Origin of the sequence: Bradyrhizobium diversitatis (assembly GCF_016031635.1) — a bacterium.
GTDB classification, from domain to species: Bacteria; Pseudomonadota; Alphaproteobacteria; order Rhizobiales; family Xanthobacteraceae; genus Bradyrhizobium; species Bradyrhizobium diversitatis.
On record NZ_JACEGD010000015.1, the window covers coordinates 206937 to 228107 of the forward strand.

27 protein-coding genes and 3 pseudogenes are annotated in these 21171 nt (G+C 63.1%); 15 read left to right on the top strand and 15 right to left on the bottom strand.

What is annotated here, in order from left to right:
- The first annotated feature begins 128 nt into the window (after positions 1–128).
- On the top strand, positions 129–1046 hold the full coding sequence (locus H1B27_RS18180; RefSeq protein ID WP_197966981.1) for an NAD(P)-dependent oxidoreductase: 918 nt from the start codon (positions 129–131) through the stop codon (positions 1044–1046).
- Positions 1047–1061: 15 nt separating this feature from the next.
- Here H1B27_RS18180 and H1B27_RS18185 read toward each other — a convergent pair whose 3' ends face one another.
- From H1B27_RS18185 to H1B27_RS40170, 4 genes and pseudogenes are all read right to left on the bottom strand, one after another.
- A complete protein-coding gene (locus H1B27_RS18185; protein ID WP_197966982.1) occupies positions 1062–1625 on the bottom strand; it encodes a flavin reductase family protein in 564 nt (187 codons plus the stop codon).
- A gap of 9 nt (positions 1626–1634) precedes the next feature.
- Positions 1635–2840, bottom strand: coding sequence for an acyl-CoA dehydrogenase family protein (locus tag H1B27_RS18190; RefSeq protein ID WP_246515497.1), 1206 nt, complete (start codon positions 2838–2840; stop codon positions 1635–1637).
- A gap of 90 nt (positions 2841–2930) precedes the next feature.
- Positions 2931–4199 (bottom strand): CaiB/BaiF CoA transferase family protein, encoded by a 1269-nt coding sequence (locus H1B27_RS18195; protein ID WP_197966984.1) that lies wholly within the window; start codon positions 4197–4199, stop codon positions 2931–2933.
- 239 nt (positions 4200–4438) lie between these two features.
- Positions 4439–4576, bottom strand: a pseudogene (locus H1B27_RS40170) (GNAT family N-acetyltransferase); the annotation flags it as partial.
- A gap of 714 nt (positions 4577–5290) precedes the next feature.
- Here H1B27_RS40170 and H1B27_RS18200 point away from each other — a divergent pair.
- Positions 5291–5491 (top strand): hypothetical protein, encoded by a 201-nt coding sequence (locus H1B27_RS18200; protein ID WP_197966985.1) that lies wholly within the window; start codon positions 5291–5293, stop codon positions 5489–5491.
- Positions 5455–5715 (top strand): hypothetical protein, encoded by a 261-nt coding sequence (locus tag H1B27_RS18205; RefSeq protein WP_311976958.1) that lies wholly within the window; start codon positions 5455–5457, stop codon positions 5713–5715. The genes H1B27_RS18200 and H1B27_RS18205 overlap by 37 nt, the downstream gene beginning before the upstream one ends.
- Here the strand turns inward: H1B27_RS18205 and H1B27_RS18210 are convergent.
- The 3 genes from H1B27_RS18210 to H1B27_RS18220 all read right to left on the bottom strand — a co-directional run bounded on the left by H1B27_RS18210 (position 5709) and on the right by H1B27_RS18220 (position 7032).
- Complete coding sequence (locus tag H1B27_RS18210) at positions 5709–5978, bottom strand: DUF6894 family protein (RefSeq protein ID WP_197966986.1); 270 nt, start codon at positions 5976–5978, stop codon at positions 5709–5711. The genes H1B27_RS18205 and H1B27_RS18210 overlap by 7 nt on opposite strands.
- Positions 5979–6122: 144 nt before the next feature.
- Positions 6123–6371, bottom strand: coding sequence for a hypothetical protein (locus tag H1B27_RS18215; protein WP_061877902.1), 249 nt, complete (start codon positions 6369–6371; stop codon positions 6123–6125).
- A 433-nt stretch (positions 6372–6804) separates the two neighbouring features.
- A complete protein-coding gene (locus tag H1B27_RS18220; protein ID WP_197966987.1) occupies positions 6805–7032 on the bottom strand; it encodes a hypothetical protein in 228 nt (75 codons plus the stop codon).
- 483 nt (positions 7033–7515) lie between these two features.
- Here H1B27_RS18220 and H1B27_RS18225 point away from each other — a divergent pair, with 483 nt between their 5' ends.
- The 5 genes from H1B27_RS18225 (at position 7516) to H1B27_RS18245 (ending at position 11765) form a co-directional block, all read left to right on the top strand.
- Positions 7516–7836, top strand: coding sequence for a hypothetical protein (locus H1B27_RS18225; protein WP_061877899.1), 321 nt, complete (start codon positions 7516–7518; stop codon positions 7834–7836).
- 11 nt (positions 7837–7847) lie between these two features.
- Positions 7848–8474 carry a general stress protein gene (locus H1B27_RS18230; RefSeq protein WP_197966988.1) on the top strand — a complete coding sequence of 209 codons (627 nt, stop codon included), beginning with the start codon at positions 7848–7850 and terminating at the stop codon, positions 8472–8474.
- Between the two features lie 231 nt (positions 8475–8705).
- The gene (locus tag H1B27_RS18235; RefSeq protein WP_035676373.1) at positions 8706–8891 is read left to right on the top strand and encodes a hypothetical protein; all 186 of its coding nucleotides are present in this window, start codon (positions 8706–8708) and stop codon (positions 8889–8891) included.
- A 234-nt stretch (positions 8892–9125) separates the two neighbouring features.
- Positions 9126–10412 (top strand): NRAMP family divalent metal transporter, encoded by a 1287-nt coding sequence (locus H1B27_RS18240; protein WP_197966989.1) that lies wholly within the window; start codon positions 9126–9128, stop codon positions 10410–10412.
- 138 nt (positions 10413–10550) lie between these two features.
- On the top strand, positions 10551–11765 hold the full coding sequence (locus tag H1B27_RS18245) for a mandelate racemase/muconate lactonizing enzyme family protein (RefSeq protein ID WP_197966990.1): 1215 nt from the start codon (positions 10551–10553) through the stop codon (positions 11763–11765).
- A gap of 3 nt (positions 11766–11768) precedes the next feature.
- Here the strand turns inward: H1B27_RS18245 and H1B27_RS18250 are convergent, their stop codons facing one another.
- Complete coding sequence (locus H1B27_RS18250; protein ID WP_061877895.1) at positions 11769–12053, bottom strand: hypothetical protein; 285 nt, start codon at positions 12051–12053, stop codon at positions 11769–11771.
- A 175-nt stretch (positions 12054–12228) separates the two neighbouring features.
- Positions 12229–13206 carry an arginase gene (gene rocF / locus H1B27_RS18255; RefSeq protein ID WP_197966991.1) on the bottom strand — a complete coding sequence of 326 codons (978 nt, stop codon included), beginning with the start codon at positions 13204–13206 and terminating at the stop codon, positions 12229–12231.
- Between the two features lie 259 nt (positions 13207–13465).
- Between rocF and H1B27_RS18260 the strand changes: the two genes are divergently transcribed.
- Positions 13466–13726, top strand: coding sequence for a hypothetical protein (locus tag H1B27_RS18260; RefSeq protein WP_061877893.1), 261 nt, complete (start codon positions 13466–13468; stop codon positions 13724–13726).
- A 15-nt stretch (positions 13727–13741) separates the two neighbouring features.
- Here H1B27_RS18260 and H1B27_RS18265 read toward each other — a convergent pair.
- Positions 13742–14059, bottom strand: a pseudogene (locus tag H1B27_RS18265) (EAL domain-containing protein); the annotation flags it as partial.
- On the opposite strand from H1B27_RS18265, the pseudogene H1B27_RS40175 reads away from it, so the two are divergent.
- The 3 genes and pseudogenes from H1B27_RS40175 to H1B27_RS18275 form a co-directional block, all read left to right on the top strand.
- Positions 14059–14274: pseudogene (locus tag H1B27_RS40175) on the top strand (ShlB/FhaC/HecB family hemolysin secretion/activation protein); the annotation flags it as partial. The pseudogenes H1B27_RS18265 and H1B27_RS40175 sit on opposite strands and share 1 nt — an antisense overlap.
- A gap of 148 nt (positions 14275–14422) precedes the next feature.
- A complete protein-coding gene (locus H1B27_RS18270) occupies positions 14423–15253 on the top strand; it encodes an alpha/beta fold hydrolase (protein ID WP_197966992.1) in 831 nt (276 codons plus the stop codon).
- Positions 15254–15544: 291 nt separating this feature from the next.
- Entirely contained in the window at positions 15545–15862 is a 318-nt protein-coding gene (locus H1B27_RS18275) for a c-type cytochrome (protein WP_197966993.1), read from the top strand.
- A gap of 189 nt (positions 15863–16051) precedes the next feature.
- On the opposite strand, the gene H1B27_RS18280 is transcribed toward H1B27_RS18275, so the two are convergent.
- Both H1B27_RS18280 and H1B27_RS40180 read right to left on the bottom strand, forming a co-directional pair.
- Entirely contained in the window at positions 16052–16393 is a 342-nt protein-coding gene (locus H1B27_RS18280; RefSeq protein ID WP_028178910.1) for a phasin, read from the bottom strand.
- A gap of 132 nt (positions 16394–16525) precedes the next feature.
- The gene (locus tag H1B27_RS40180; protein WP_061877889.1) at positions 16526–16711 is read right to left on the bottom strand and encodes a hypothetical protein; all 186 of its coding nucleotides are present in this window, start codon (positions 16709–16711) and stop codon (positions 16526–16528) included.
- A 627-nt stretch (positions 16712–17338) separates the two neighbouring features.
- On the opposite strand from H1B27_RS40180, the gene H1B27_RS18290 reads away from it, so the two are divergent.
- Positions 17339–17695: a hypothetical protein gene (locus H1B27_RS18290; protein WP_197966995.1), complete on the top strand. Its 357-nt coding sequence runs from the start codon at positions 17339–17341 to the stop codon at positions 17693–17695.
- Between the two features lie 45 nt (positions 17696–17740).
- Here H1B27_RS18290 and H1B27_RS18295 read toward each other — a convergent pair whose 3' ends face one another.
- Both H1B27_RS18295 and H1B27_RS18300 read right to left on the bottom strand, forming a co-directional pair.
- Complete coding sequence (locus H1B27_RS18295; RefSeq protein WP_197966996.1) at positions 17741–18316, bottom strand: hypothetical protein; 576 nt, start codon at positions 18314–18316, stop codon at positions 17741–17743.
- 46 nt (positions 18317–18362) lie between these two features.
- Complete coding sequence (locus tag H1B27_RS18300) at positions 18363–18896, bottom strand: GcrA family cell cycle regulator (RefSeq protein ID WP_197966997.1); 534 nt, start codon at positions 18894–18896, stop codon at positions 18363–18365.
- 156 nt (positions 18897–19052) lie between these two features.
- Between H1B27_RS18300 and H1B27_RS18305 the strand changes: the two genes are divergently transcribed.
- Positions 19053–19661 (top strand): S24 family peptidase, encoded by a 609-nt coding sequence (locus tag H1B27_RS18305; protein WP_061877885.1) that lies wholly within the window; start codon positions 19053–19055, stop codon positions 19659–19661.
- Between the two features lie 109 nt (positions 19662–19770).
- Positions 19771–20046: a hypothetical protein gene (locus H1B27_RS18310; protein WP_197966998.1), complete on the top strand. Its 276-nt coding sequence runs from the start codon at positions 19771–19773 to the stop codon at positions 20044–20046.
- A 38-nt stretch (positions 20047–20084) separates the two neighbouring features.
- Here the strand turns inward: H1B27_RS18310 and H1B27_RS18315 are convergent, their stop codons facing one another.
- Positions 20085–21059, bottom strand: coding sequence for a quinone oxidoreductase family protein (locus H1B27_RS18315; RefSeq protein WP_197966999.1), 975 nt, complete (start codon positions 21057–21059; stop codon positions 20085–20087).
- Between the last annotated feature and the right edge of the window lie 112 nt (positions 21060–21171).

The window sequence follows — 21171 nt, forward strand, 5'->3', positions numbered from 1 at the left end:
CAACCCGACCGCTTCAAATGTTTCATGGTTCAAACAATCAGGCAAGCCATGCAAGCCGGGCGGTTTTGCCCTCGGATGCACAATGTATGGTAAAGGGGCCGTCGCATTGCGACAGAAGGAGGCAACCTATGGCTGATGAGAGCAAGGCAAACCCGCAAGGCACCGAGAGGCTCGGCTATCTCGGCCTTGGGCTCATGGGCACGCCGATGACCCGACGCCTGCTCAAGGCCGGCTATCAGGTCGCTGTCTGGAACCGCTCGGAGGGCAAGGTGGCGCCGCTCGCCGAGGCCGGCGCCAAGCGCGCGGTCACGCCTCGTGATCTCCTGGTGAACTCGGATATCATCTTCATGTGCGTGACCGATGCGGCCGCGGTCGAGGAGGTGATCTTCGGGCCCCAAGGTCTGGCAGCGGCACCCGGCGCGGGCAAGCTTGTCGTCGACTTCTCGTCCATACATCCCGACGCAGCGCGTGATCTTGCAACGCGACTGAAAGACGCGAACGGTGCGGGCTGGATCGATGCGCCCGTGTCCGGAGGCACGAAGGGCGCCGAGGAAGGCACGCTCGCCATCATGGCGGGCGGGGAAGTTGGCGACATCGAGAGGGTGCGGCCCTATGTGCTGGCCATGGCGCGCAGGTTCACTCGCATGGGCCCGATCGGCGCCGGCCAGACCACGAAGCTGTGTAACCAGGTGATCGTCGGATGCGCGATGGCCGTCCTCGCGGAAGCGACGCGCCTTGCCGTGAATGCCGGAATCGATGCCAACCGGTTGCCCGAAGCACTCGCCGGCGGCTTTGCGGATTCCATTCCGCTCCAGCTGTTCGTGCCGCGGATGGTCCAGGGCATTCACAACCCACCGCTCGGTCACATCGCCACGATGCTCAAGGACCTCGATACGGTCGCCGATGTCGCACAGGCGACGTCGACGCCAGTGCCGATGGCCACCCTTGCCGGACAACTTTTCAGGCTGGCGAAAGCCGCGCGAGGTGCGGAAGCGGACGCGTTGGAAATCTACAAGCTATCGGCGCCGGAACGCCAGGCTGTCTAGGCGACCTGAAGCGCGTTACGGCGCCTGCTTGCGTTCATCGTCGGCCATGAAGCGGCCGAACGTCCCCCGTGCGAAGAGCAGCGGCTCCTTCGCATTGTAGGTGTAGGCCTCGACCGCGCCGAGAAAGATCACGTGGTCGCCGCCATAGTAGCGATTCACGGAGCGGCATTGAAAGTTGGCGACGCTCTCGGCGAGTACCGGCGCGTTGCCGAGGCCCGGCGCCCAGTCCACGCCGGTGAACTTGTCGTCCGATGATTTTGCGAATTTGTTCGCAAGCGCCTGTTGCGAAGCACCAAGCACGTTGACGGTGAAATGGCTGGCGTTCTGGAAGATGGTCAGGCTCGAGGAATAGACGACGAGGCTCCACAGAACCAGCGGTGGGTTCAGAGAGACCGACGCAAACGAATTGCACGTCAGTCCGTAGGGCTTGCCGTCAGGCGCTGCCGCCGTGATGATCGTGACGCCCGTTGCATAGGTTCCGAGCGCGTTGCGAAAATCGCGGGGATCGATCAGCGAGCTGTCGCTCGCGAACTCGTTGGCGGGATCGGGAGCGCGGGGCTGCTTCGGCAGATCATTCATCGGCCGGCCTCACAGCGTCAGATTCTCGGACGGCAGGCCGAGCGCCACTCGTCCATAATTGGTCCCGGCCGCATCGAAGTTGAACGCGAGATGCGAGTTGATCGCGTGCGCGTCGCGGAACTGCCGCTGCAACATGCCACTTGTGAACAGACCGCGCGCGCCACTCGCGGCAAACAGCATCGAGACCGAGTCCGTGCACAAGTTCACTGAGAAAGATCCGTCGCGCCGGTATCTGGTCTTGGTCGCCATGTCAGGGATATGGCCGCGCCGAGCGTCCGTCATGGCATCGAGGCAGGCCGACCGCATGATCAGGCGTGCGGCATCGATCTTCGCCGATGCCTCCGCGATCTTGATCTGCGTGCTTTGAAAATCGCTCAGCTTGGCACGATTGTAGGTTGAAATGCGATGACGCGCGACCTCTGTGTAATCGTCGAGGCATGCCTGCGCATTCCCCAGCGCGACGCCGGAGAGAACGTATGGGAAGAGCGAGAACACGGGTAACGCATACAGCGGATTCGGATTGACCTTGCTTCCCGGTGTCGGGCCACCTGAGAGGTCACCGACAGCGACCGTCATGTAGTCGGCCACGAAAGCGTCCCGGACTTCGACGTCGCAAGATCCCGTCCCGCGCAATCCTGCGACATTCCAGGTGTCCAGCACCGTGTAATCGCCCTTCGGCAGCAGGAAGATTCGATACTCGATGCCGTCCGCCTCGTCCTCGGAGTAGACCACGCTTGCCAGCATGTTCCATTCGCAGGAGGCAACCCCCGAGGAGAACGGCCAGCTTCCGTGCAGCCGGTATCCACCCGCGACCCGCGTAGCGCGCCCGGCGGGAAAAATGAACGAGGATGCGATTAGCGCGTCCGGATCACTGCCCCAGACCAGATCCTGCGCTTTCTGCTCGAACATGCCGAGCATCCAATGATGGCTCGCCAGATTGGCGAGATTCCAGGCTACCGACGCATCGGCGTGCCCGAGCAGCTCGGCGCAATCGACGAGGGCGACATAGTCGAGCTCGGCGCCGCCGATCCGGGCCGGCTGGAGCATCCGGAACAGGCCGGCGTCATGGAGATCCTTTTCGGTCTCCGGCGGAAGACGCCGCAGCTCCTCCGTCCGCGCTGCACGTTCGCCTAGTCGCGGCAGGAGCGCCCGAGTCTTCGCAATCATTGCCGCATAGACTTCTCCGCCGTCTTGCCGTCCGGTGGGCTGAGTCATGCGCGGCTCCTGACCGAGCGCCATTCGAGTCCCTCGCTTTCACACATTTATGCGGCGAGACCCTCGCTAAATCAAGCCGAGGCAAGGTCCTCAAGCCGGCGTCGGAGGCTTGGCCGAGCCAAAGGCGCCCTTCTCAGCAAATTGGGCGATGCGACGTTCGTCGTAACCGAGCGTATCATGCAGGACCTGCTTCGTATGCTGGCCCAACAGAGGTGCCGCAACGGGATCGATCGCGCCGGTCATGCCCATGGCAATCGGTGGCTCGATGTTTGGCACCCACTCCGCTGTCGGGTGCGGAATCCGGTTCAAGCGATGGCGCTCCCGCGCCTCGGGCGCATTGAACCCCTCCTCGACCGTGCGGAGGTAGCCGACCGGAATATTGGCCAGCTTCATCTTCGCCATCCAGTTTTCGAGCGTATCGCTTGCAAAGACCTCTGCAATGGCTGCCCGCAACAGCTCCTTGTTTTCCGAACGCGCCTTGCGCGTGGCAAACTGCGGATCGGTGATGAGATCGGGTCGGTTCAGGACCTCCACCACGAGCCGACGGTAGAGCCGGTCGTTGGCGCAGGCCATGTAGAGCGGCCCGTCGGAGGCTTCATAGACGCCGACGGTCGGAGATCCGCTCGGCGAATTGCCGAACCGGCCAGGGTTTTCGCCGTTGATGAGATAGGCCATGCCGTAGAAGCCGGTCATCCCCATCGCAACGTCGAACAGGGCGACTTCGACATGCTGGCCGCGGCCGAGCCGGTCCCGCGCCAGCAGCGCCATCAGGATAGCGTTGCAGGCGGACATCCCCGTCGCCATGTCGACGATGGGCGGGCCGGTACGGACCGCCGGGCCGTCGGCAAATCCGTTGAGCGACATGAAGCCGCTTTCCGCCTGGGTGATGGGATCGAAGCCGGGCCGCGAAGCAAACGGGCCGGTGCGTCCATAGGCGGAGATCGAGCAATAGACCAGCCGCGGGTTGAGCGGCGCGACCGACTCATAGTCGAGCCCGAACTTCTTCATCACTCCGCTCGAAAAGTTCTCCACGACCACATCTGCCTTGCGGATCAGATCCAGCGCGATCTCTCGGGCCTCCGGCACGGCAAGGTCGAGCGCAATGCCGCGCTTGTTGCGGTTCAGGCTGAGATAGGCAGCGCTTTCGCCGCCAATCTCGGCATGCTCATAGGCGCGCGTGTCGTCGCCGCCGTCGGGATTTTCGATCTTGATGACGTGGGCGCCATAATCGGCGAGCGTCTGGGTGCAGGCCGGGCCGGCGACCACGCGCGTGAAATCGACGACCAGCAGACCATCGAGCGCGGTCGGCCCTCCAGTCCCTCGCGACGAACGCACCGGCAATTGAGGCTTGGTGGGCATGATAGCGCTCCCTTACATCGGCTTATGGCCGCCGAATTTCCCGCAAGAGCGAACTTAAAGCCCGGCATGGTCGACTTCGCAAGTGCTTCGCCCGCATCGCCCAAATACGCAAAAAGGGCCCGGCAGCCATCAGGCTACCGGGCCCTTCGATGTTCCTGGCACATAGGCTGCGTGACGTCTCGCACCGGCTATTCACCGTTGCCACGTTCCGCATTACGGGAAAACCCCGCCCCATTCTCTCAGCGGAGCCACTTTCGCCAGTAAAGCGTGTGCGACCAGGCCCACGGCAATTCGGGTTCATAGAGCCGATAGCCCGCCTGGATGAAATTATTGGCAGATATCGGATTGTCCGTCGTATCGGAAACGATGCTCTCCCATCGTGCACTCGTCCACCCGCAGCGAGCCCAACAACACTCGGAAGAGAGCACCACCTTTAAGTTCTTCGGGGGACGATCGGAGGGAGATCCGACACGTCTTCGAATAACATGCCCCCTCAGGCTCGCCGACCTCCACGCACCCTTTAGAGTTCGGTCACATATGACACATTGTTTCGCCGATGACGGGCCAAGGGGCTTTCAATGCTCCAGCCGACGCACCGCGTCACCAGCCACCGCCATCCTCCTCCTTCGGAGGCGCGTCCATTGTCTTCCGTCCGAGAAACAGATCGGATCGCGGTTGCTTCAACAGCTCGCGGCATTCGCGCGCGATCCGCAGCATGTGTTCGGCCCGCTCGCGCCCGGCGGGCAACGGCCGATGGATGCGCACCTGCGCTCGCTTCGCTAGCAGGCAAGAGCGCGCCTGCTCTCTCAACCACCGCGTCCACGGACGAGAGACTGGCCGATCATGTCGTGCAACCGATCCGACGTCGCCTTTGTTCAAAAGTGAACTCAGAAATCGCGACGCCGCAAGATGAGTAAGTGGCTCAAATGGCTGAACTTGCGCCCGAAAATTTAATCTGCGGATGTATCAAATGATGTGACTCGCCTTCGCCGGAAGCGTAACCTTGGTCCATCACCGCAAGGCCCGTGGCATTCATCGGTGATGAGAACGCCAGTTGCGCTCCCGCCCCACCCCAACGAGGGAGCAGCGCCATGCTGACACGGCGTCGGTTCAAGCAGACCAGAACCCTGAACGAAAGACTCGCGGACGAAGCCGCTCGCTGTCGCGAGGAGGCGCGCGCGCTGGCGCCGGGGCGCCGCCGCGAGAGGCTGCTGCGCCAGGCGCGGCAGGACGAGACCGCCATGCAGATCGAGACGTGGCTGCGCTCGCCCGGCCTGAGGGCGCCGACATGATGCAGCAATATCGCGCTTATCTCGTCGGCGAGAACGGCGTCTTCCGCTCCGCCGAAGCATTCGAAGCCCCGTCCGATTCCTCCGCGCTGGTCGTTGCGAAGCAGTTCACGCGGCTGGGCAAGGTCGAAGTCTGGCAGCTCGGCCGCAAGGTCGCCGTGCTGGAGTCCGAGCAGTCTCGGCCGCCGCTGCCCGAGCCATCACGCCCCATGCTGACGCGTCAATGATCGCGTGACCGGGATCGCGACGTGAGATCTTCGATCTCGAAGCAGAACTTCACCTGCATGACGGGGCCGCCGGCGTCGCGAACGTCGATCGCCATCTCCTGCCGGCCGCCCGAGACCTGCGCGGAGAGCACCGCATCGCGCGCCATGTCGGCGACCGACTTGGCGGCCTCGGCCTGAACCGCGCGCGGGCCGGACAATTCCAGCCCCTCCTCGTCCAGCGCAATTCCGTTCTCGTCGCGAAGGTCGAAGTAGTATCGGGGCATTGTTGCATCCTCCGCCGTAATAGGCCGAGCGGCGGACAAAGGTTTCCAGCGGGACGAAAATATTCGCTTGGGATCAAAGGGTTTCGGGAACGGAGCGCGCGGGCTCGGCCGGGACCGGAGTACGCCAGCTCGCGCGCTCGCCTCTCACTCCTCCGCAAGCTTGCGCTCGATATAGGCGTCCACGGTCTCGGCGAACGAGCGTTGCACGCCGACCGCGGCATCGTGCTGGTCGAGCGCGTCGCGCTGGAGCACGCGCAGGCCGCGCCCGCGGGCGCTCGCCGGCGCCGTGTTCAGGAACTCATCGATGGCGCCCCTGGCGAGCGGAATGGCCTTGGGATCGCCCTTTGCGATCAGGAGCCGCAACAGGCTCTGGCATTCGGCAAGGCCCGGCATGGCTTCTCTCACCTTTGCTGCGATTTCGGCTTCGGCCGCTTGACCGGCTGGGTATGGGTGCCGAACAGCGCCAGCAAGAACGCGACTTCTTCCTTCGAACCGATCTGGATCATGATTATCTCTCCTGTTCGCTTTGTTTGGTCGGGGCCCGGAGCCGAGCAGTTCAGGACAATCGGGTTTCAGCACTGTTTCAGGCGTGTTTCGTCGAGGTCATCCGCACGGCCCCGCCTGTTTGCGTCCTCAAAATCAAAGCCCGCGACGGATTGCTCCGCGCGGGCTTTCATCGATCGCGCTGTTGCCTCGGGAGGCGCCGAAGCCCTGGCGGGACCACGGCCACCGCGCCTTCCGTCTCAGTGCATGTGACCGATTAGGTAGGCGCGCCGCCAAGAAGGATCACAGCGGGATGGCCCGAAGCCAAAGCACAGGCATTTCCTCAGTGCGAGGTGCAGACCTTGACGGTCTTCATGCCGGCCTCGGCTTCAGACCTGGTCTTGTAAACGGTGTCGCCGCTGACGACGGTCGTTTCCGTTGTCGTCGGCTTGGACTCGGTGATGGTGCACTTCTTGGTCTTGACGTCCTGCACCACGTAGAACGATTGCGCAAATGCGGGAGCCGCAACTGACGTCAGCACGGCGGCTGCAATGATCGCTTTGATATTCATCGTGTCCTCCTCCGGCAGCCTGATCATCAGGCCTGTCATCTACAAACAGGACAAATTGCCACTTGTTCCCGGTCTGAGATTCGAACCAACCGGCACCGACCGCGTTGGTGCGCCAACAGGAGGCTTCGATGTTGGACATGCGGCTCGTGACAACTTCTCTGGCGATGCTGATCGCGCTGCCGGCCGGAGCAGTAGCAGAGCCCGTCAAGGACCAGGCCGCGCCTGTTGTTCAAAGCTCCGCCGAAGCCCGCCCCATCCGCGTCATACTCCCAGCGCCCTGGGAGGCCACGAGGAGCCAAGGCGAGCCTGTGAAGTCTTCAAAGTAGCAGTCTGCTGGCGAACGTCCCTGCGGCGGTCGAGCGAAGGCCACGGCTCGCTCGACATTGCCGAGCAAACCGCCGCTGCAAACTCCACCAGCGTATTAGCAACCAATTCGAATCTCGCATGTTGTCGCCGGCACAATCACTTGCAGGAGACAAAAGCATGTCACGTCTAACTATGCTGGCCGCAACCCTGTTGCTGCTCGGCGCGGTCCCCGCGGGCGCACAGTCGCAGCCGGCGCAAAGCGGGCCCGGAAACAACGCCGTCAACAGCTCGGACCAGAACAACTCAAATGCGCCGGTCGCCGGCCGCAACAGCTTCACCGAGGGACAGGCGAAATCGCGGATCGAGGACGCGGGATATTCCAACGTCTCCGGCCTGCAGAAGGACAACGAAGGCGTCTGGCGCGGCAAGGCCGACAAGGCCGGCACCAAGAGCGATGTCAGCGTTGACTTCCAAGGCAACGTCAATCCCGCCAAGTAGGAGGAATTAGCATGACGACAACCATTTCCCGTCTCTACGACAATTATTCCGATGCGGAGCAGGCCGTCAGGCGGCTCGAAAACGCAGGCGTACCGCACTCCGACATCAGCATCGTCGCCAACAATTCGGACAATTGGTACGGCTCGTCGTCCGGCAAGGTCGACCGTGACCGCGACGGCACCGACGATCGCGCCGAAGGCGCCGGAACGGGTGCCGGCATCGGCGCCGGCCTCGGCGGCGCGGCAGGCTTGCTCGCCGGTCTCGGCCTGCTGGCGATCCCTGGCCTCGGGCCCGTCGTCGCCGCCGGCTGGCTTGCCGCGACCGCAGTCGGTGCGGCTGCCGGCGCGGCAACGGGCGGCATCGTAGGCGCCCTGACGGAAGCCGGCGTCTCCAGGGAGGATGCATCGCTCTATGCCGAGGGCGTTCGCCGTGGCGGCACGCTGGTGTCGGCAAGGGTCCCGGACCAGGATCGCTCACGCCTCGATGCGCTTCTGCACGAGAGGTCCGTGAACCTGCAGGATCGCAGCTCGGCCTGGAAGAAATCCGGCTGGACCGATTTCGATGCCGCCAGCCCGCCGCTCGCTCCCGACGACATCCGCCGCGAGCGCGAACTGTACGGCGCGGGCGGTCGGCGATAGGCCGGCAGCAGGCCCAACACGACAAAGGCCCCGCGACGCGGGGCCTTTTTTTCAGATCGAACGCCGGTCATCATTGCGACGCCGGCACTGTCCGATGGTCTCATCCTGCCAGTGTTTTGCCCGACGGGTCAAACTTTATCTTAAATGCAGCAAAGCGGATTTGGCGAAACGAAATCTCTTCGCGTCATGCTGGGACATGTCGCCTGGACGGGGCAAGCCGGGAGATCGTCAATGTACTACGTCGCCGCTGCATTGCTGGTGCTGTCGGGACTGTTCTATTCCGCGAGTCGTCATGAGCTCGGCCAATTCGGAGCGGACGTGTGCAGCTACGGCGGCACGTTCTGCGACAATCCGGTGGTGCTATTCACCGGCGCGGCGCTGGCCGCAGCCTGGGGCATGTTCGTCAGCGTGAAGTAGACGACCCGGGCCGCTTCATCCGAGACTCAGTTTGGTTTTCCCCCGCCGGTTGCGAGTTGCGGACGGGGCGACTTTCGAGACGTCTTGCGATGCTGGCAATCTACCCCTGTTTTGCCCGACGGAGCAAGTGCATTTAGCATTATCAGAAATATTCGCGCTGGCGCGGCAGGAACCTATGTTCCCTCGTTCGCATTTGTGAGGGACACACCAGTACCCCCGCGAGGTCCCCCGTTCATGCGCGACAGCGCCCTCACGCCGACGAAATCCGCGCCGACGCTGCTGCAAAGACTGGGGCCGGGCCTCGTCACCGGAGCTGCCGACGACGACCCGTCCGGCATCGCCACCTATTCGCAGGCCGGCGCGCAATTCGGCTACGGGCTGCTCTGGACCGTGTTCCTGACCACGCCGTTCATGATCGCGATCCAGCTCGTCAGCGCGCGGATCGGCCGCGTCACCGGCAAGGGGCTCGCCGCCAACGTCATGCAGATCGCGCCGCGCTGGGCGGTGCTGGCGCTCGTCGCCATGCTCGTTGCCGCGAACACGTTCAACATCGCCGCCGACATCGCCGCGATGGCCGAGGCGCTCTCGCTCGTCATCGGCGGCCTCAACCACGAGCACGCGCTGATCTTCGCGGCCGGCTCGACCCTGCTCCAGGTGTTCCTGCCTTATCGGCGCTATTCGCCGGTGCTGAAATTCCTCACCCTGGCGCTGTTCGCCTATGTCGCGACCGCCTTCACCGTCAATATCCCGTGGAGCACGGCGCTGCTCGCCGCGGTGTGGCCGGAGGCGAATGTCAGCGGCGACTATTTCATGATGGTTGTCGCCGTGCTCGGCACCACGATCAGCCCCTATCTGTTCTTCTGGCAGGCCTCGCAGGAGGTGGAGGAGATGAACCAGGGCCAGCGCGACAAGCCGCTTCGCGAGCTCAAGCGCGGCGGCGATCCGGAGCTGGCGCGCATCAGGGCCGACACCATTTCCGGCATGCTGCTGTCCAACGGCATCGCCTTCTTCATCATCCTCACCACGGCCTCGGTCCTGCATGCCAACGGCATCACCCACATCAATTCGGCGACCGAGGCGGCCGAAGCGCTGCGGCCGCTCGCCGGGGATTTCACCTTCGCCCTGTTTGCGATCGGCATCATCGGCACGGGCCTGCTCGCCATCCCGGTGCTGGCGGGCTCGGCCGCCTACGGCGTCGCGGAGATCTTCGGCTGGCGTGCCACGCTGGAGGCCAAGCCGGATCAAGCGGTGGGCTTCTACACCATCATCGCGGCGGCAACCCTCATCGGCTTCGGCCTCGGCTTCACCGGGATCGACTCGATCCACATGCTGGTGTGGAGCGCAGTGCTCAACGGCATCGTCGCCGTCCCCATCATGGCCATGATGATGCTGATCGTCTCGAGCCGCGTGATCATGGGCCGCTTCAGGGCCCGATCATGGCTGATCGCGCTGGGTTGGCTCGGCACTGCGCTGATGGCGCTGGCCGTCCTCGCCCTGCTCGTCTCTTCGGTGGTTGGCTGACGAGACCGGCGAAAGCGCCGCCGGGACGCGGTCGCTGGCTCATCGCTGCGCCCTTCACGCCGGTCCTCGGTTGGCCTAACAATGCGCTCCGCGCCCGGATCGAGCCACAAAGAAGAAGCCCGGGCGACAGGGAGCGACATGAGCAAATCATCAAAAGCAACAAGCCTCGAAATCCTTGCCTGCGATGCCGGGTGGAGAAACTATCATTTCGTCAAGCTGACGACCGAGGACGGCATCGTCGGCTGGAGCGAATTCGACGAGGGTTTCGGCTCGCCCGGCGTTGGGGCTGCCATCCAGCGCCTCTCCGCCCGTGTCATCGGGCAGAACGTCTTCCAGCACGAGCGCGTCTTTGCCGAATTGTTCGCGGCGACGCGTCCCGCCGCCGGCGGCGTGGTGGCGCAAGCCCTCGGTGCGATCGAGAATGCGCTGCTCGATGCCAAGGCGAAGTCTCTCGGCGTCCCCTGCTACGAGCTGCTCGGCGGCAAGATCCGCGACCGTATCCGGGTCTACTGGTCGCATTGCGCCACATGGCGCATCAATCACCCATCCTGGTACAAGCCGCCGATCGAAAGTCTCGACGGCGTCAAGGCGATGGGGCGCGAGGTCCGCGAGAAGAAGTTCACCGCGCTCAAGACCAACATCTTTTCCTATGACGACGGCAAGCCGACCGGCTGGCGTCCCGGCTTCGGCTCACCCTTCGCGCCCGAGATCAACGTCGACCGCAAGATCCTGCGCGACCTGCATATGCATCTGGAGGCGATCCGCGACGGCGCGGGTCCTGACGTCGACATCCTGCTGGATTGCAACTTCAACGCCAAGACCGAAGGCTATCTGAAGATCCTGCGCGCCATTGCCGACCTCGACATGTTCTGGGTCGAGATCGACAGCTTCAGTCCGGAAGCCCTCGGTTATATCCGAAGGCAGAGCCCGCACCCGATCTCATCCTGCGAGACGCTGCTTTCCTTGCGGGAATTCCTGCCCTATTTCCACGAGCAGGCGATGGACGTCGCGATCATCGACACGCCCTGGAACGGCGTCTGGCAATCGATGAAGATCGCGAGCGCGGCGGAAGCCTTCGAGGTCAACGTCGCCCCGCACAATTTCTACGGTCATCTCTGCTCGATGATGAACGCACATTTCTGTGCCGCGGTGCCGAACCTGCGCATCATGGAGATCGACATCGATCGTCTGTCCTGGGACCACGAGCTGTTCACGCATGCGCCGGAGATTCAGGACGGCCATCTGATCGTCCCGGACCGGCCCGGCTGGGGCACCGAGCCCAACGAGGACGCCTTGCGCGCGCACCCGCCGAAGACGAGCGGGGGGCTCCTCAATTACGGCCGCAAGAGCTGAGAGCTACGGCGTCACGGGATTGACGGTCGGGGACGTCTTCGGCCCCGGCCGTGCCGGCTCGACCGGTGACTTCGGTTCGGTCGGAATTACGGCGGCGCCCGCGGCGCGCGCCGCTTCTCCCGTGGTCGCGTACATCGCGACATGGGCGGGCTGGGTCTTGGCGCGGCTCCACGGCCCGTGGTCGACGATCAGCATTGCCGCAATCGTCACACCCGCCACGATCAGCGCGATCACACCGGGATGCCGAAGGGCGGTGGAAATGGAGTTTGCGAAACGACCACTCGTCATTGAAGGATCCGCTATTTTCCTGTCGCAGGTTAACTCGATCGCGCCCCACCTGGTTCCCCGCGCCCATGAAGCAAGTTCCAGGCCAGCACGTCCGACCCTGCTGCGGCGGCCGAATCCCAACTAGAATCACGCCTCCGACCGCCGCGCCTTCAGCGCACGAACGCCGACCGCCGTTTCACTCACCCGGAGCGATTGCGTTGCTCGGCGTCGGCCGGTCTGTGATCTGCTGGCCGAACAGGCTGCCGATCAGCTCGACTGCAGCACGCGCCGTCCGTCCACGTTCATCCAGGAAGGGGTTGAGCTCGACGATATCGACCGATCCTACCAGGCCGGAATCATGCAACAGCTCCATGATCAGGTGCGCCTCGCGATAGGTGGCGCCACCCGGCACCGTGGTGCCGACGCCCGGCGCCACGCAGGGGTCGAGGAAATCGACGTCGAAGCTGACATGCAGCACGCCATTGCTCGCCTTGACCCGTTCGATGACGCGCCGGATCATGACGGCGACGCCGAACTCGTCGATCTGGCGCATGTCGACGATCCTGATCCGACGCACGCGCATCAACTCCTTTTCGAGCCTGTCGATCGAACGCGCGCCGAACAGATCGAGCTTGTCCGGATCGATCGACGCGCGTGGATCGTCGCCGAGCAGACCATCGAGCCCGGGCTCGCCGCACAGGAATGCGGCTGACATGCCGTGCATGTTCGCGGTGATCGTCGTCTCCGGCGTGTTGTAGTCGGCATGGGCGTCGAGCCACAGCACGAAGAGTTCGCGTCCACGCTCCTGCCAGTGACGCGCCATCGCATTGACCGACCCCATCGACAGGGTGTGATCGCCGCCAAGGAAGATCGGCAGCGCACCTGATGTCGCGATCTCATAACCTCTGCGGCTCAGGACTCGTGTCCAGCGCTGGATTTCGCGGTAGTGATTGGCATTTTCGGGCGGCGTGTCGGTGAGGTCCCGGACGTCGGCCACGGACAGATCGCCATGATCGACCACCTCGAAATCGAGGCTTTCCAGCACCGTCGCAAGGCCTGCGGTGCGCAGCGCCGCGGGTCCCATCAAGGTGCCGCGCTGCGAAGCCCCCATGTCGATGGGAGCACCGAGCAAGGCGATGCGCCGGGCTCGATCCGTCATGGTCCGGTCGGTCACGGCTGTCTCCTGACATCAGCAAGGTTGTCCCAGCCTAACAGAGATTCGCACCCGTCGTTTCCCGGGGAGTTCGAGCGATCGGCAAATCATCCGGAACAAAATCCCGTGCGCTGAATTGCCCAACCAAGGCCGGCACCCGCCGTCAATCACGGCGCCTGTCGCGGATAGCCAAAGGTCGGCAGACCCGCTGTTCAAAACGAGCGCTCGCGCGGATAGCCAAAGGTGCCGGCTTCCATCATCACGCCCGGAGGTCGCGCCCTTGAGCACGGAGATACCGCAATCCACGTCCCAGCCCGGCATGGCCGAGCGTGCCATCGATACGGCCGCGGACGTCTCCCGTACCATCGGTGAAGTCGCCGGAGGCTTGCACGCAGCCGTCGATCGTCTGACCTCCGCAGTCGAGGAATCGCGCAAGCCCGGCGGGGCACTCGCGACGGTCGCAGCGGTCACCCGCGAAGCGCCGCTTGCCAGCCTGTTCGTTGCGTTCCTCTTTGGCATGGCGGTGGCGCGCCGGCGGTAGAAGCGAAGCCCCCGCTCAGGCAGCGCTAGCAGCCTCGTGCCCAGTCGCGAGGAACTGCCGATCGAATGCTTCTGCCGGCATCGGACGGCCGAAGAAATATCCCTGGCCTTCCTCGCATCCCATGCTGACCAGGAAGTCGGCAGTTGCCTTGTCCTCGATGCCTTCAGCCACGACTGTCAGACCGAGCTGCTTGCTGAGACCGATTGTCGAGCCGATGATTGCAGCATCGTCGGAATTCGCGAGAAGACCAAATACGAACGACCGGTCGATCTTGAGCCCGTCGAGCGGAAACGTCTTGAGATAGCTCAGGCTCGCATAGCCGGTGCCGAAATCACGACGGTTATCGCCTGAGCGACGGCCTATCGCTGACATCAGCCGGAGCCGGTGTGCGGTTCTTCTTTCCGTGCGATCTCCAGGCGGATCTCGGGGTGGCTGTCCCCTTGAGCTACCGGGCGCCGGACAACGAGCGCCGCAGCCCACGCTTCCTCTTCACACTTTCGAGCACGATCCGGGTCTGCCCCGAGCGCGGCAGGGCCTACTGTCTCTAGCTGTCCTTCCGTCGATCGAGCCGGCATGCGGCCCTTTTGCGGCCACGTCACAGACTTGCCTAAATTTAATCCCGTAACCTGCTCACGATCACTCGACCGGGAGTTCCCGATCACCATGTTCAGTCAAAGGTGATTTTGAGACAGAACCATGAGGAAGGTGTTTGCGATCCTGGCTTTGCTCTGCGTCCTCGGTGTCGGGCAGTATTTTGTCGTCAGCCAGTTCGCAATCCGCCATGAGACCCTGACCCTATTCGACGCCTCCCGCCAGCGGCCGATCTCGGTGGAGATTGCCGTGCGGCGCGACGCTGAGACCAAGGCCAATCTCGGGCTGTGGAAGCTCCCGCTCGCCATCATCAGTAACGGCAATACCGTCAAGGCCACCGAATATTCCTTCCTCGCCAATGTCCTCGCCGCACGAGGCTATCTGGTCGCCAGCATCCAGCAGGACTTGCCGAGCGATCCGCCGCTGATGACCCGTGTCGGTCAGCCATATGTCGGCCGGCGTGAAGTCTACATCCGCTGCGAAGCCAACATTCTCTTCGTATTAGGCGAACTGAAGAAGCGGCAGGAGAACGTCGGATACGACCATATCACCCTCGTCGGCCACTCCAACGGCGGCGATGTCTCCATGTACGTCGCCCATCAGCACCCGGAGCTGGTGTCGAAGGTGATCACGCTCGACAATCTGCGGGTGCCTTTCGTGCTCAGCGACCACATGAAGATCCTATCGTTTCGATCGAAGGACCCGCGTTTCGTGACAGATCCCGGCGTGCTGCCGTCCCCGGAAGAGGCCAAGGCACGCGGCATCGATATCGTCCACACCGGCGCGCAGCACACCGAGATGAGCGATCGCGGTCCGAACTCGGTCAAGGAGAAGATCCAGGAGACGCTCGACCGCTTCCTGCGTGACAGCGCCAGCAGCGCGCTTGCACCGGCGGATACGAAGAGCCCAATGATCATGAACCCAGGCGACTATTAGCCGGGAATGCTTTGCGGCAGATCAAAGGCAGCTGCAAAGCGGCACGATAGAAGAGCCATATGGCCTCGGAGAGACACGTGTCGCACTATACCGAAACTCTTGATACGAAAAGCCTTCATACGAAAGGCCTTGGCATGCCCGCGGCAAGAATGCCGTCATTCCTACGGCATCTCTATCGTTCGACCCGCAAGCTGCTGCGGTCGATCATCGCCCGAATTGACCTCTCGCAGTTTCCAGGATCATGCTGCGGATGAGCGCGGCGACCGCGTGCGAACGCAGAAAGATTGCCCTATGTCTCTGCATGTGAGACGGATTTGCCTGCTGCTTGGCGTAATCTCTGGCGTCGGCACGTCGTCCGCCCTCGCAGCTGACGCGGATCACGGCGCCGATCTCGCCAAGCGCTGGTGCGCGAGTTGCCATGTCGTGGCGAACGGGCAAACCCAGGCGAGCGCCGACGTTCCCTCCTTTGCATCCGTTGCGCGCAGGCCAGACTTCAGCCCGGAAAGGCTCGCCTTCTTCCTGCTCGATCCGCACCCGAAGATGCCGAATTTTCCCTTGAGCCGGAGCGAAGCCGCCGATATCGCGGCCTATATCTCATCGCTGCGTTAGCAGCCGCGGACGATCCCGACCCGATGCAAACGCAAATCCCTGCCGGAGGCCGGCAGGGATCAGCAGAAAGGATGACGGACGGCGAATGAGGTCATTCGGTGGCCCATCATGGACCTGCGCCTGTATCGAAGCGCGGATCTCCACGCCGCACAAGGTCAATTTGTGGGCACCCTGTGCACACACCGAGAATCAGGACTTGCCCTTGCCTTGTTGCATGAGAGTGCCGGTCATCTCGCGCATGTGATCTCCGGCGCTGGTGAACTGACTGCGCAGGAAATCCGACTGGATTCGCATCGCTTCCTGGAGATCGGTGGCATGCACCAGCTTGCGTGCATGCTCGAACGCCGACTTCATGTTCTGTTCGGTGAAAGCCAGCGCCTGCTTCGACACCTCCGTCCCCGCGCCCGGAACGGACGACATCGACTTGGTGGCGGCGTCAAAAAACATGCCGAATGCTTTTTCCGCCTGGTCAATCGTCTTCTCAGCCAGGTCGCGCAGTTCGGCCGGAACTTCGAGCTTCGGTTCGATCATGGTCGCACTCCTCCCTTTTCTTCAACTGAATACCACACTTGCCCGACCGCCTTCCAGCGGCCAGCCTAGCGGGAACGACGCCGGGGCGGCGGCCCAGGCAGAAAAATGAAGGAAACGGCGCAGGGCCGGACTTTAGGACAAGGGGTGCTCGGGAAAAGCTTCTTCCGTGGCGAGATCTTCGACCAGCTTGATCACTTCGAAACGCTGTCGAGGCGCGAGCTTCAGGAACGCGCGGAGAAGGCGCAGACTTTCGACAGTGCTGCTTGCAGGCACACCGAGCTTGAGATGCAACTCAGCCGCGAAATCGAGGTTTTTCATCTCGCACCTATGACAAGCACCGGCCTTCGTGATCCGCTCAAGAACCGAACGCCGCACCAGAACCAATCGCGACGAAGCCTCGGCCGCGGGCCGCCGAGTTCACACACTGAACTGCATCCGAACAATGGCCTCAACCGCTCGGTTGTAACTATGCCAAGGAACAACCCATCCGGCAAGCCCAACCGTGGGTGTAGCGACGCTTCGTCTGCATCGCATCACCGCGATTTCCGGATAACAGGAATATCGACCGCCGTCACCCACCTGCGTCAAGAAGTTGCATCAATCACGCACACAGCCCTGATCGCGATCAATCCGCACAACGTTTCAGCTTGTTTCCGATGTGAATGCACATCCGGCGCACGAATTGGCCGATGCTTCAGCACGCACACGTAATTGTTGAGCCCGACTTCGGCGGTTGTATCGCCGGCGCGAGAGGTCGATCTTGCAGCCGGTCCTGGTCTTGACGCCACAGTTCGCAGCCGGAACCGTCGGTCCGGGTGCAACTCCGCCGTGAACCGCCGTCCGCGAGCGAGCGACCAAGCCGTTGCGGCACGGCCACGCAGATACGGGCGCCATGGCTGGAAGACTCTTCGATTTGGGCGCGCGTCAGCACCAAAGGACAACGGCATGCTTTCTCGCTGCGATCTCATCAAGGGCACCGCGGTCGCGCTTCTCACCCTCTCGATACAAGGCGCATGGGCGCAGGAGACCAGGATGAACCTGTTCAAGATCGTCACCATCAAGGACGAAATCGTCGTCGGATTGTCGCAAGAGGAGCTTCAGGCGCTCGGCGGCAATGATGCGAGCGCCGTTGCACACGCGCTAGCACAGAAGGGCGACCTCACTGTCTGGCAATACAACGTGCATCGAGGCCCGAACGGCGAACTGCAGCAGGCGCCGACCGCCAAGATCGGGCTGCTGGCCCATGCCTCGCTGCGCGTCGAGCCCTACACCACGCCCTACCAGATCGTCCCTCACCCCTAAGCAATGGGTGGGACGCCGGCGGCCGCGACCACCGGCGCTCCACAATCATCCACGCCGGTCCCCGCGCGCCGTTCCCGTCTCCGTCGCGAAGCCGTAGATCAGCGCCAGCCGGTCCAAACATTCACGAAAACGCCGCGCAAAGTAATCGTTCCAGCGTTGCGTGCGGACGGCGCGACGCTGCCCAACCTGATCCATGGTCAGACCCAGCACCAGCACGTCGTGCACCAGCGCGGCGCCGTCGGTGCCGAGCTCTCGTTCAGCCCGGTTGAGCCGTAGCACCGCCTGGCGCTGGCTCTCGGTGACGGGCTCGCGCGTGCCCGTCCCATCGACATATTCGCGCGTCGTATCCACCGCCTGAGGGCCCCGCTCCGCCCGCTCCCAATCGTTCTGGAAGGCGCGCCCGCCGCGGTATTGCGCCTCGTCGATCTGGTGGTGTGCGTGCAGCCGGCCGAGCGGATCGTTGCGGATTGAGCGGATGGCCAGGATCTTCTCGCCTGAATCGAGCGCGAGCGGATTGTCGACCTCCACCTCCGCCACCTCGGCATTGAACGGCACCTCACGCGACCGCCGGTCGTAGATCTGCGCCAATTTGTAGGACCTGTTACGTCGGGCACGAGCCACTCGGGTACTCCTTGCAAGTCTGACGATTGAACGGACGGCTGCCGCTTCAGGCGGCCGAGACCAGCTTCAGCACGACGGGGCCTGCGGCACGGGCTAGCGCAGCCTCGGAACGGCGCGCCAGGCGGGCATGCGGCGCGCAGTAGCTGGAGCCCGGCTGGCGCGGGTGGCCGCAGAAGGTGATCTCTTCACCGTCCTTGTCGCCGCCATAGGGATAGCGGCAGTCGTCCGGCTCGAGTTCGACCAATTGGATCAGGCGCGGCTGGATGCCGACACAGCGCAACTTCACCCGCGCCGCAGGCTTCATGGCGGACTTCGGCGGCAGATTGAGGCTCGGCCACCCCACCCGGCGCGGAGAAAGCAGGCTGGGTTCACCCGGCAAGGGCGGCGCGAGCGCCGGGCTCGTCATCCATTGCGGCACGATGAGCCCGAGCCGCTTGGCGCGGCCAGCCACCGCGCTGCGCGTATAAGCCGTTCCAAACCTTGCGTTTATTTGTCTTCCGATCTCCGCATAAGACATGCCTTTGTGAAAATAGTCGCGAAGCGCGTCGGAGTGCTCCGACGGCCAATGGCCCGGTTCCATGCTGATGTCCCGTGATGCGCCTCCACCCGAGGAGGCGGGACGTACATTCCGTTATTCCGAATACAGAGTCAAGTCGTATTTCTGATATTCATAATTGCATCAATTCCGAATTTCGGATTACAAGAGGCGAGACGGCGCGCAATCGAGGGAATCACCATGTTGGACGTTGCAATGATCGAACGAGGCCTGGAGAAGACGGGCAAGAGCAAGGGCGGCCTGGCAGCAGCCATGGGCGTGCGACCCGGCGCGGTCTCGGAGATCCTCGGCGGCGAGCGTCTGGTAAAGGCATCGGAAATCATTCCGATCATGGAATATCTCGAGCTCAATCTCGCGCCGATCATGGGCCGCGTCGGAGCCGGCGCGGTGATCGAGCCGGACTATGAACAGGTCCCCCCGGAAGGTCTCGGCGACATCACATTGCCCTTCCCGATCATGGAAGAGACGGTTGCGTTCGAGATCGTAGGCGATTCGATGCTGCCCAAATACGAGAGCGGCGACGTGATCGTGGTCTACAAGGACCAGCGCCATCCGCTCTCGAGCTTCTACGGCGAAGAGGCAGTGGTCCGCCTCAAGACCGGCGAGCGCTATCTGAAGACCATCGAGCGGGGAAAATCGCCCTCCGTCGTCAATCTCACGAGCTTCAATGCCAAGCCGATCGTCGGCGTCAAGCTCGAGTGGGTGGGTGAGATCTGCCTGTCCATGCCGAAGGGGCAGCTCGAGCGGCTGCGTGCGAAATCGGCGCGCCCTCGCAAGAAGGGCAAGTAAGGACCACACGATCAGCGACTTCTGATTTATAGAAATCGCGATTGACAAAGTTCCGTTTTTCGGAAATACTCTACCGCGTCCCCGACCACGGGCGCGGCAGGATCGTTTCATGCAATACTTCGTCGTGATGATCGAATATGGGCGGCGGGGCCGCGAGGCGGTCGTCGATCCCGAAATCACGAGGCGAGAGGTCATCTCCCGCATCGCCTCGGGTGAATACCGGAACATCTCGTTCATCCACGAAATCGTGGAGAATACCGTCGAGGACGTAACCGAGGCCATGCTGACCGAGGCCGCCCTGCCCCAGATTGCGCCCGAGGATGTCGACCTCCAGGCAATCCGCCTTGATCATATCCGCGATCTGCGCAAGCACGAGCGGACGTGACGCAGGCCAAGCAGCTTGCGTCACGGCCCGGACGAGCCTCAGACCAGAAGAACGGTCGATCCCGTGGTCTTGCGCGCCGCAAGATCGGTATGCGCCTTGGCGGCGTCCTTCAGCGGATAGGTCTGGTGCACCTCGATCTTGACCGCGCCGGACTTGACGACGTCGAACAGTTCGTTCGCCATCGCGACCAGATTTTCGCGCTTGGCGGCGTAGGTGAACAGCGTCGGACGCGTGACGTAGAGCGACCCCTTCTGTGCCAGCAGGCCGAGATTGAGCGGCTCGACGGCTCCCGAAGACTGGCCGAACAGAGCCGCGACACCGAGCGGCGCGAGGCAATCCAGCGATTTGAGGAACGTGTCCTTGCCGACGGAATCGTAGACCACCGGCACCTTCTTGCCGCCGGTGATTTCGTCGACCCGCTTTACGAAATCTTCCCGCGTGTAGATGATCACATGGTCGCACCCATGTGCCTTGGCGAGTTTTGCCTTCTCGTCGGTGCTGACGGTGCCGATCACGGTCGCGCCGAGATGCTTGGCCCACTGACTCAAGATCAGACCGACGCCGCCGGCCGCAGCGTGAAGCAGGATGGTATCGCCGGCCTTCACCCGATAGGTCTGCCGGATCAGGTATTGCGTGGTGAGCCCCTTGAGCATCATTGCCGCCGCAGTCTTGTCATCGACGCCGTCGGGCAATTTCAACAGCCGGTCGGCGGGGATCAGCCGCGCCTCGGAATAAGCCCCGAGCGGCGAGGCGCCATAAGCGACGCGATCGCCCGGCTTCAGATCGGTGACACCGGGCCCGACCTCCTCGACGACACCAGCCGCCTCGCTGCCGAGCCCGCTCGGCAATTGCGCCGGATAGAGACCCGAACGGTTGTAGATGTCGACGAAATTGAGGCCGACAGCCGTGTGGCGGATGCGCGCTTCGCCAGGTCCAGGCTTGCCGACACTGACCTCTTCCCAGACCAGGACTTCCGGACCGCCGGTCTTGTGAAAGCGAATGGCATGCGTCATGGGCGTTACTCCCTTATCGTTACAGTGAAATCCAGTGAACCCGGTCGGCCTGCGAAACAGGCATTTGGTCCGCCCCTTACAGTACCATCCGTAACAAGAATGTCACAGCGAA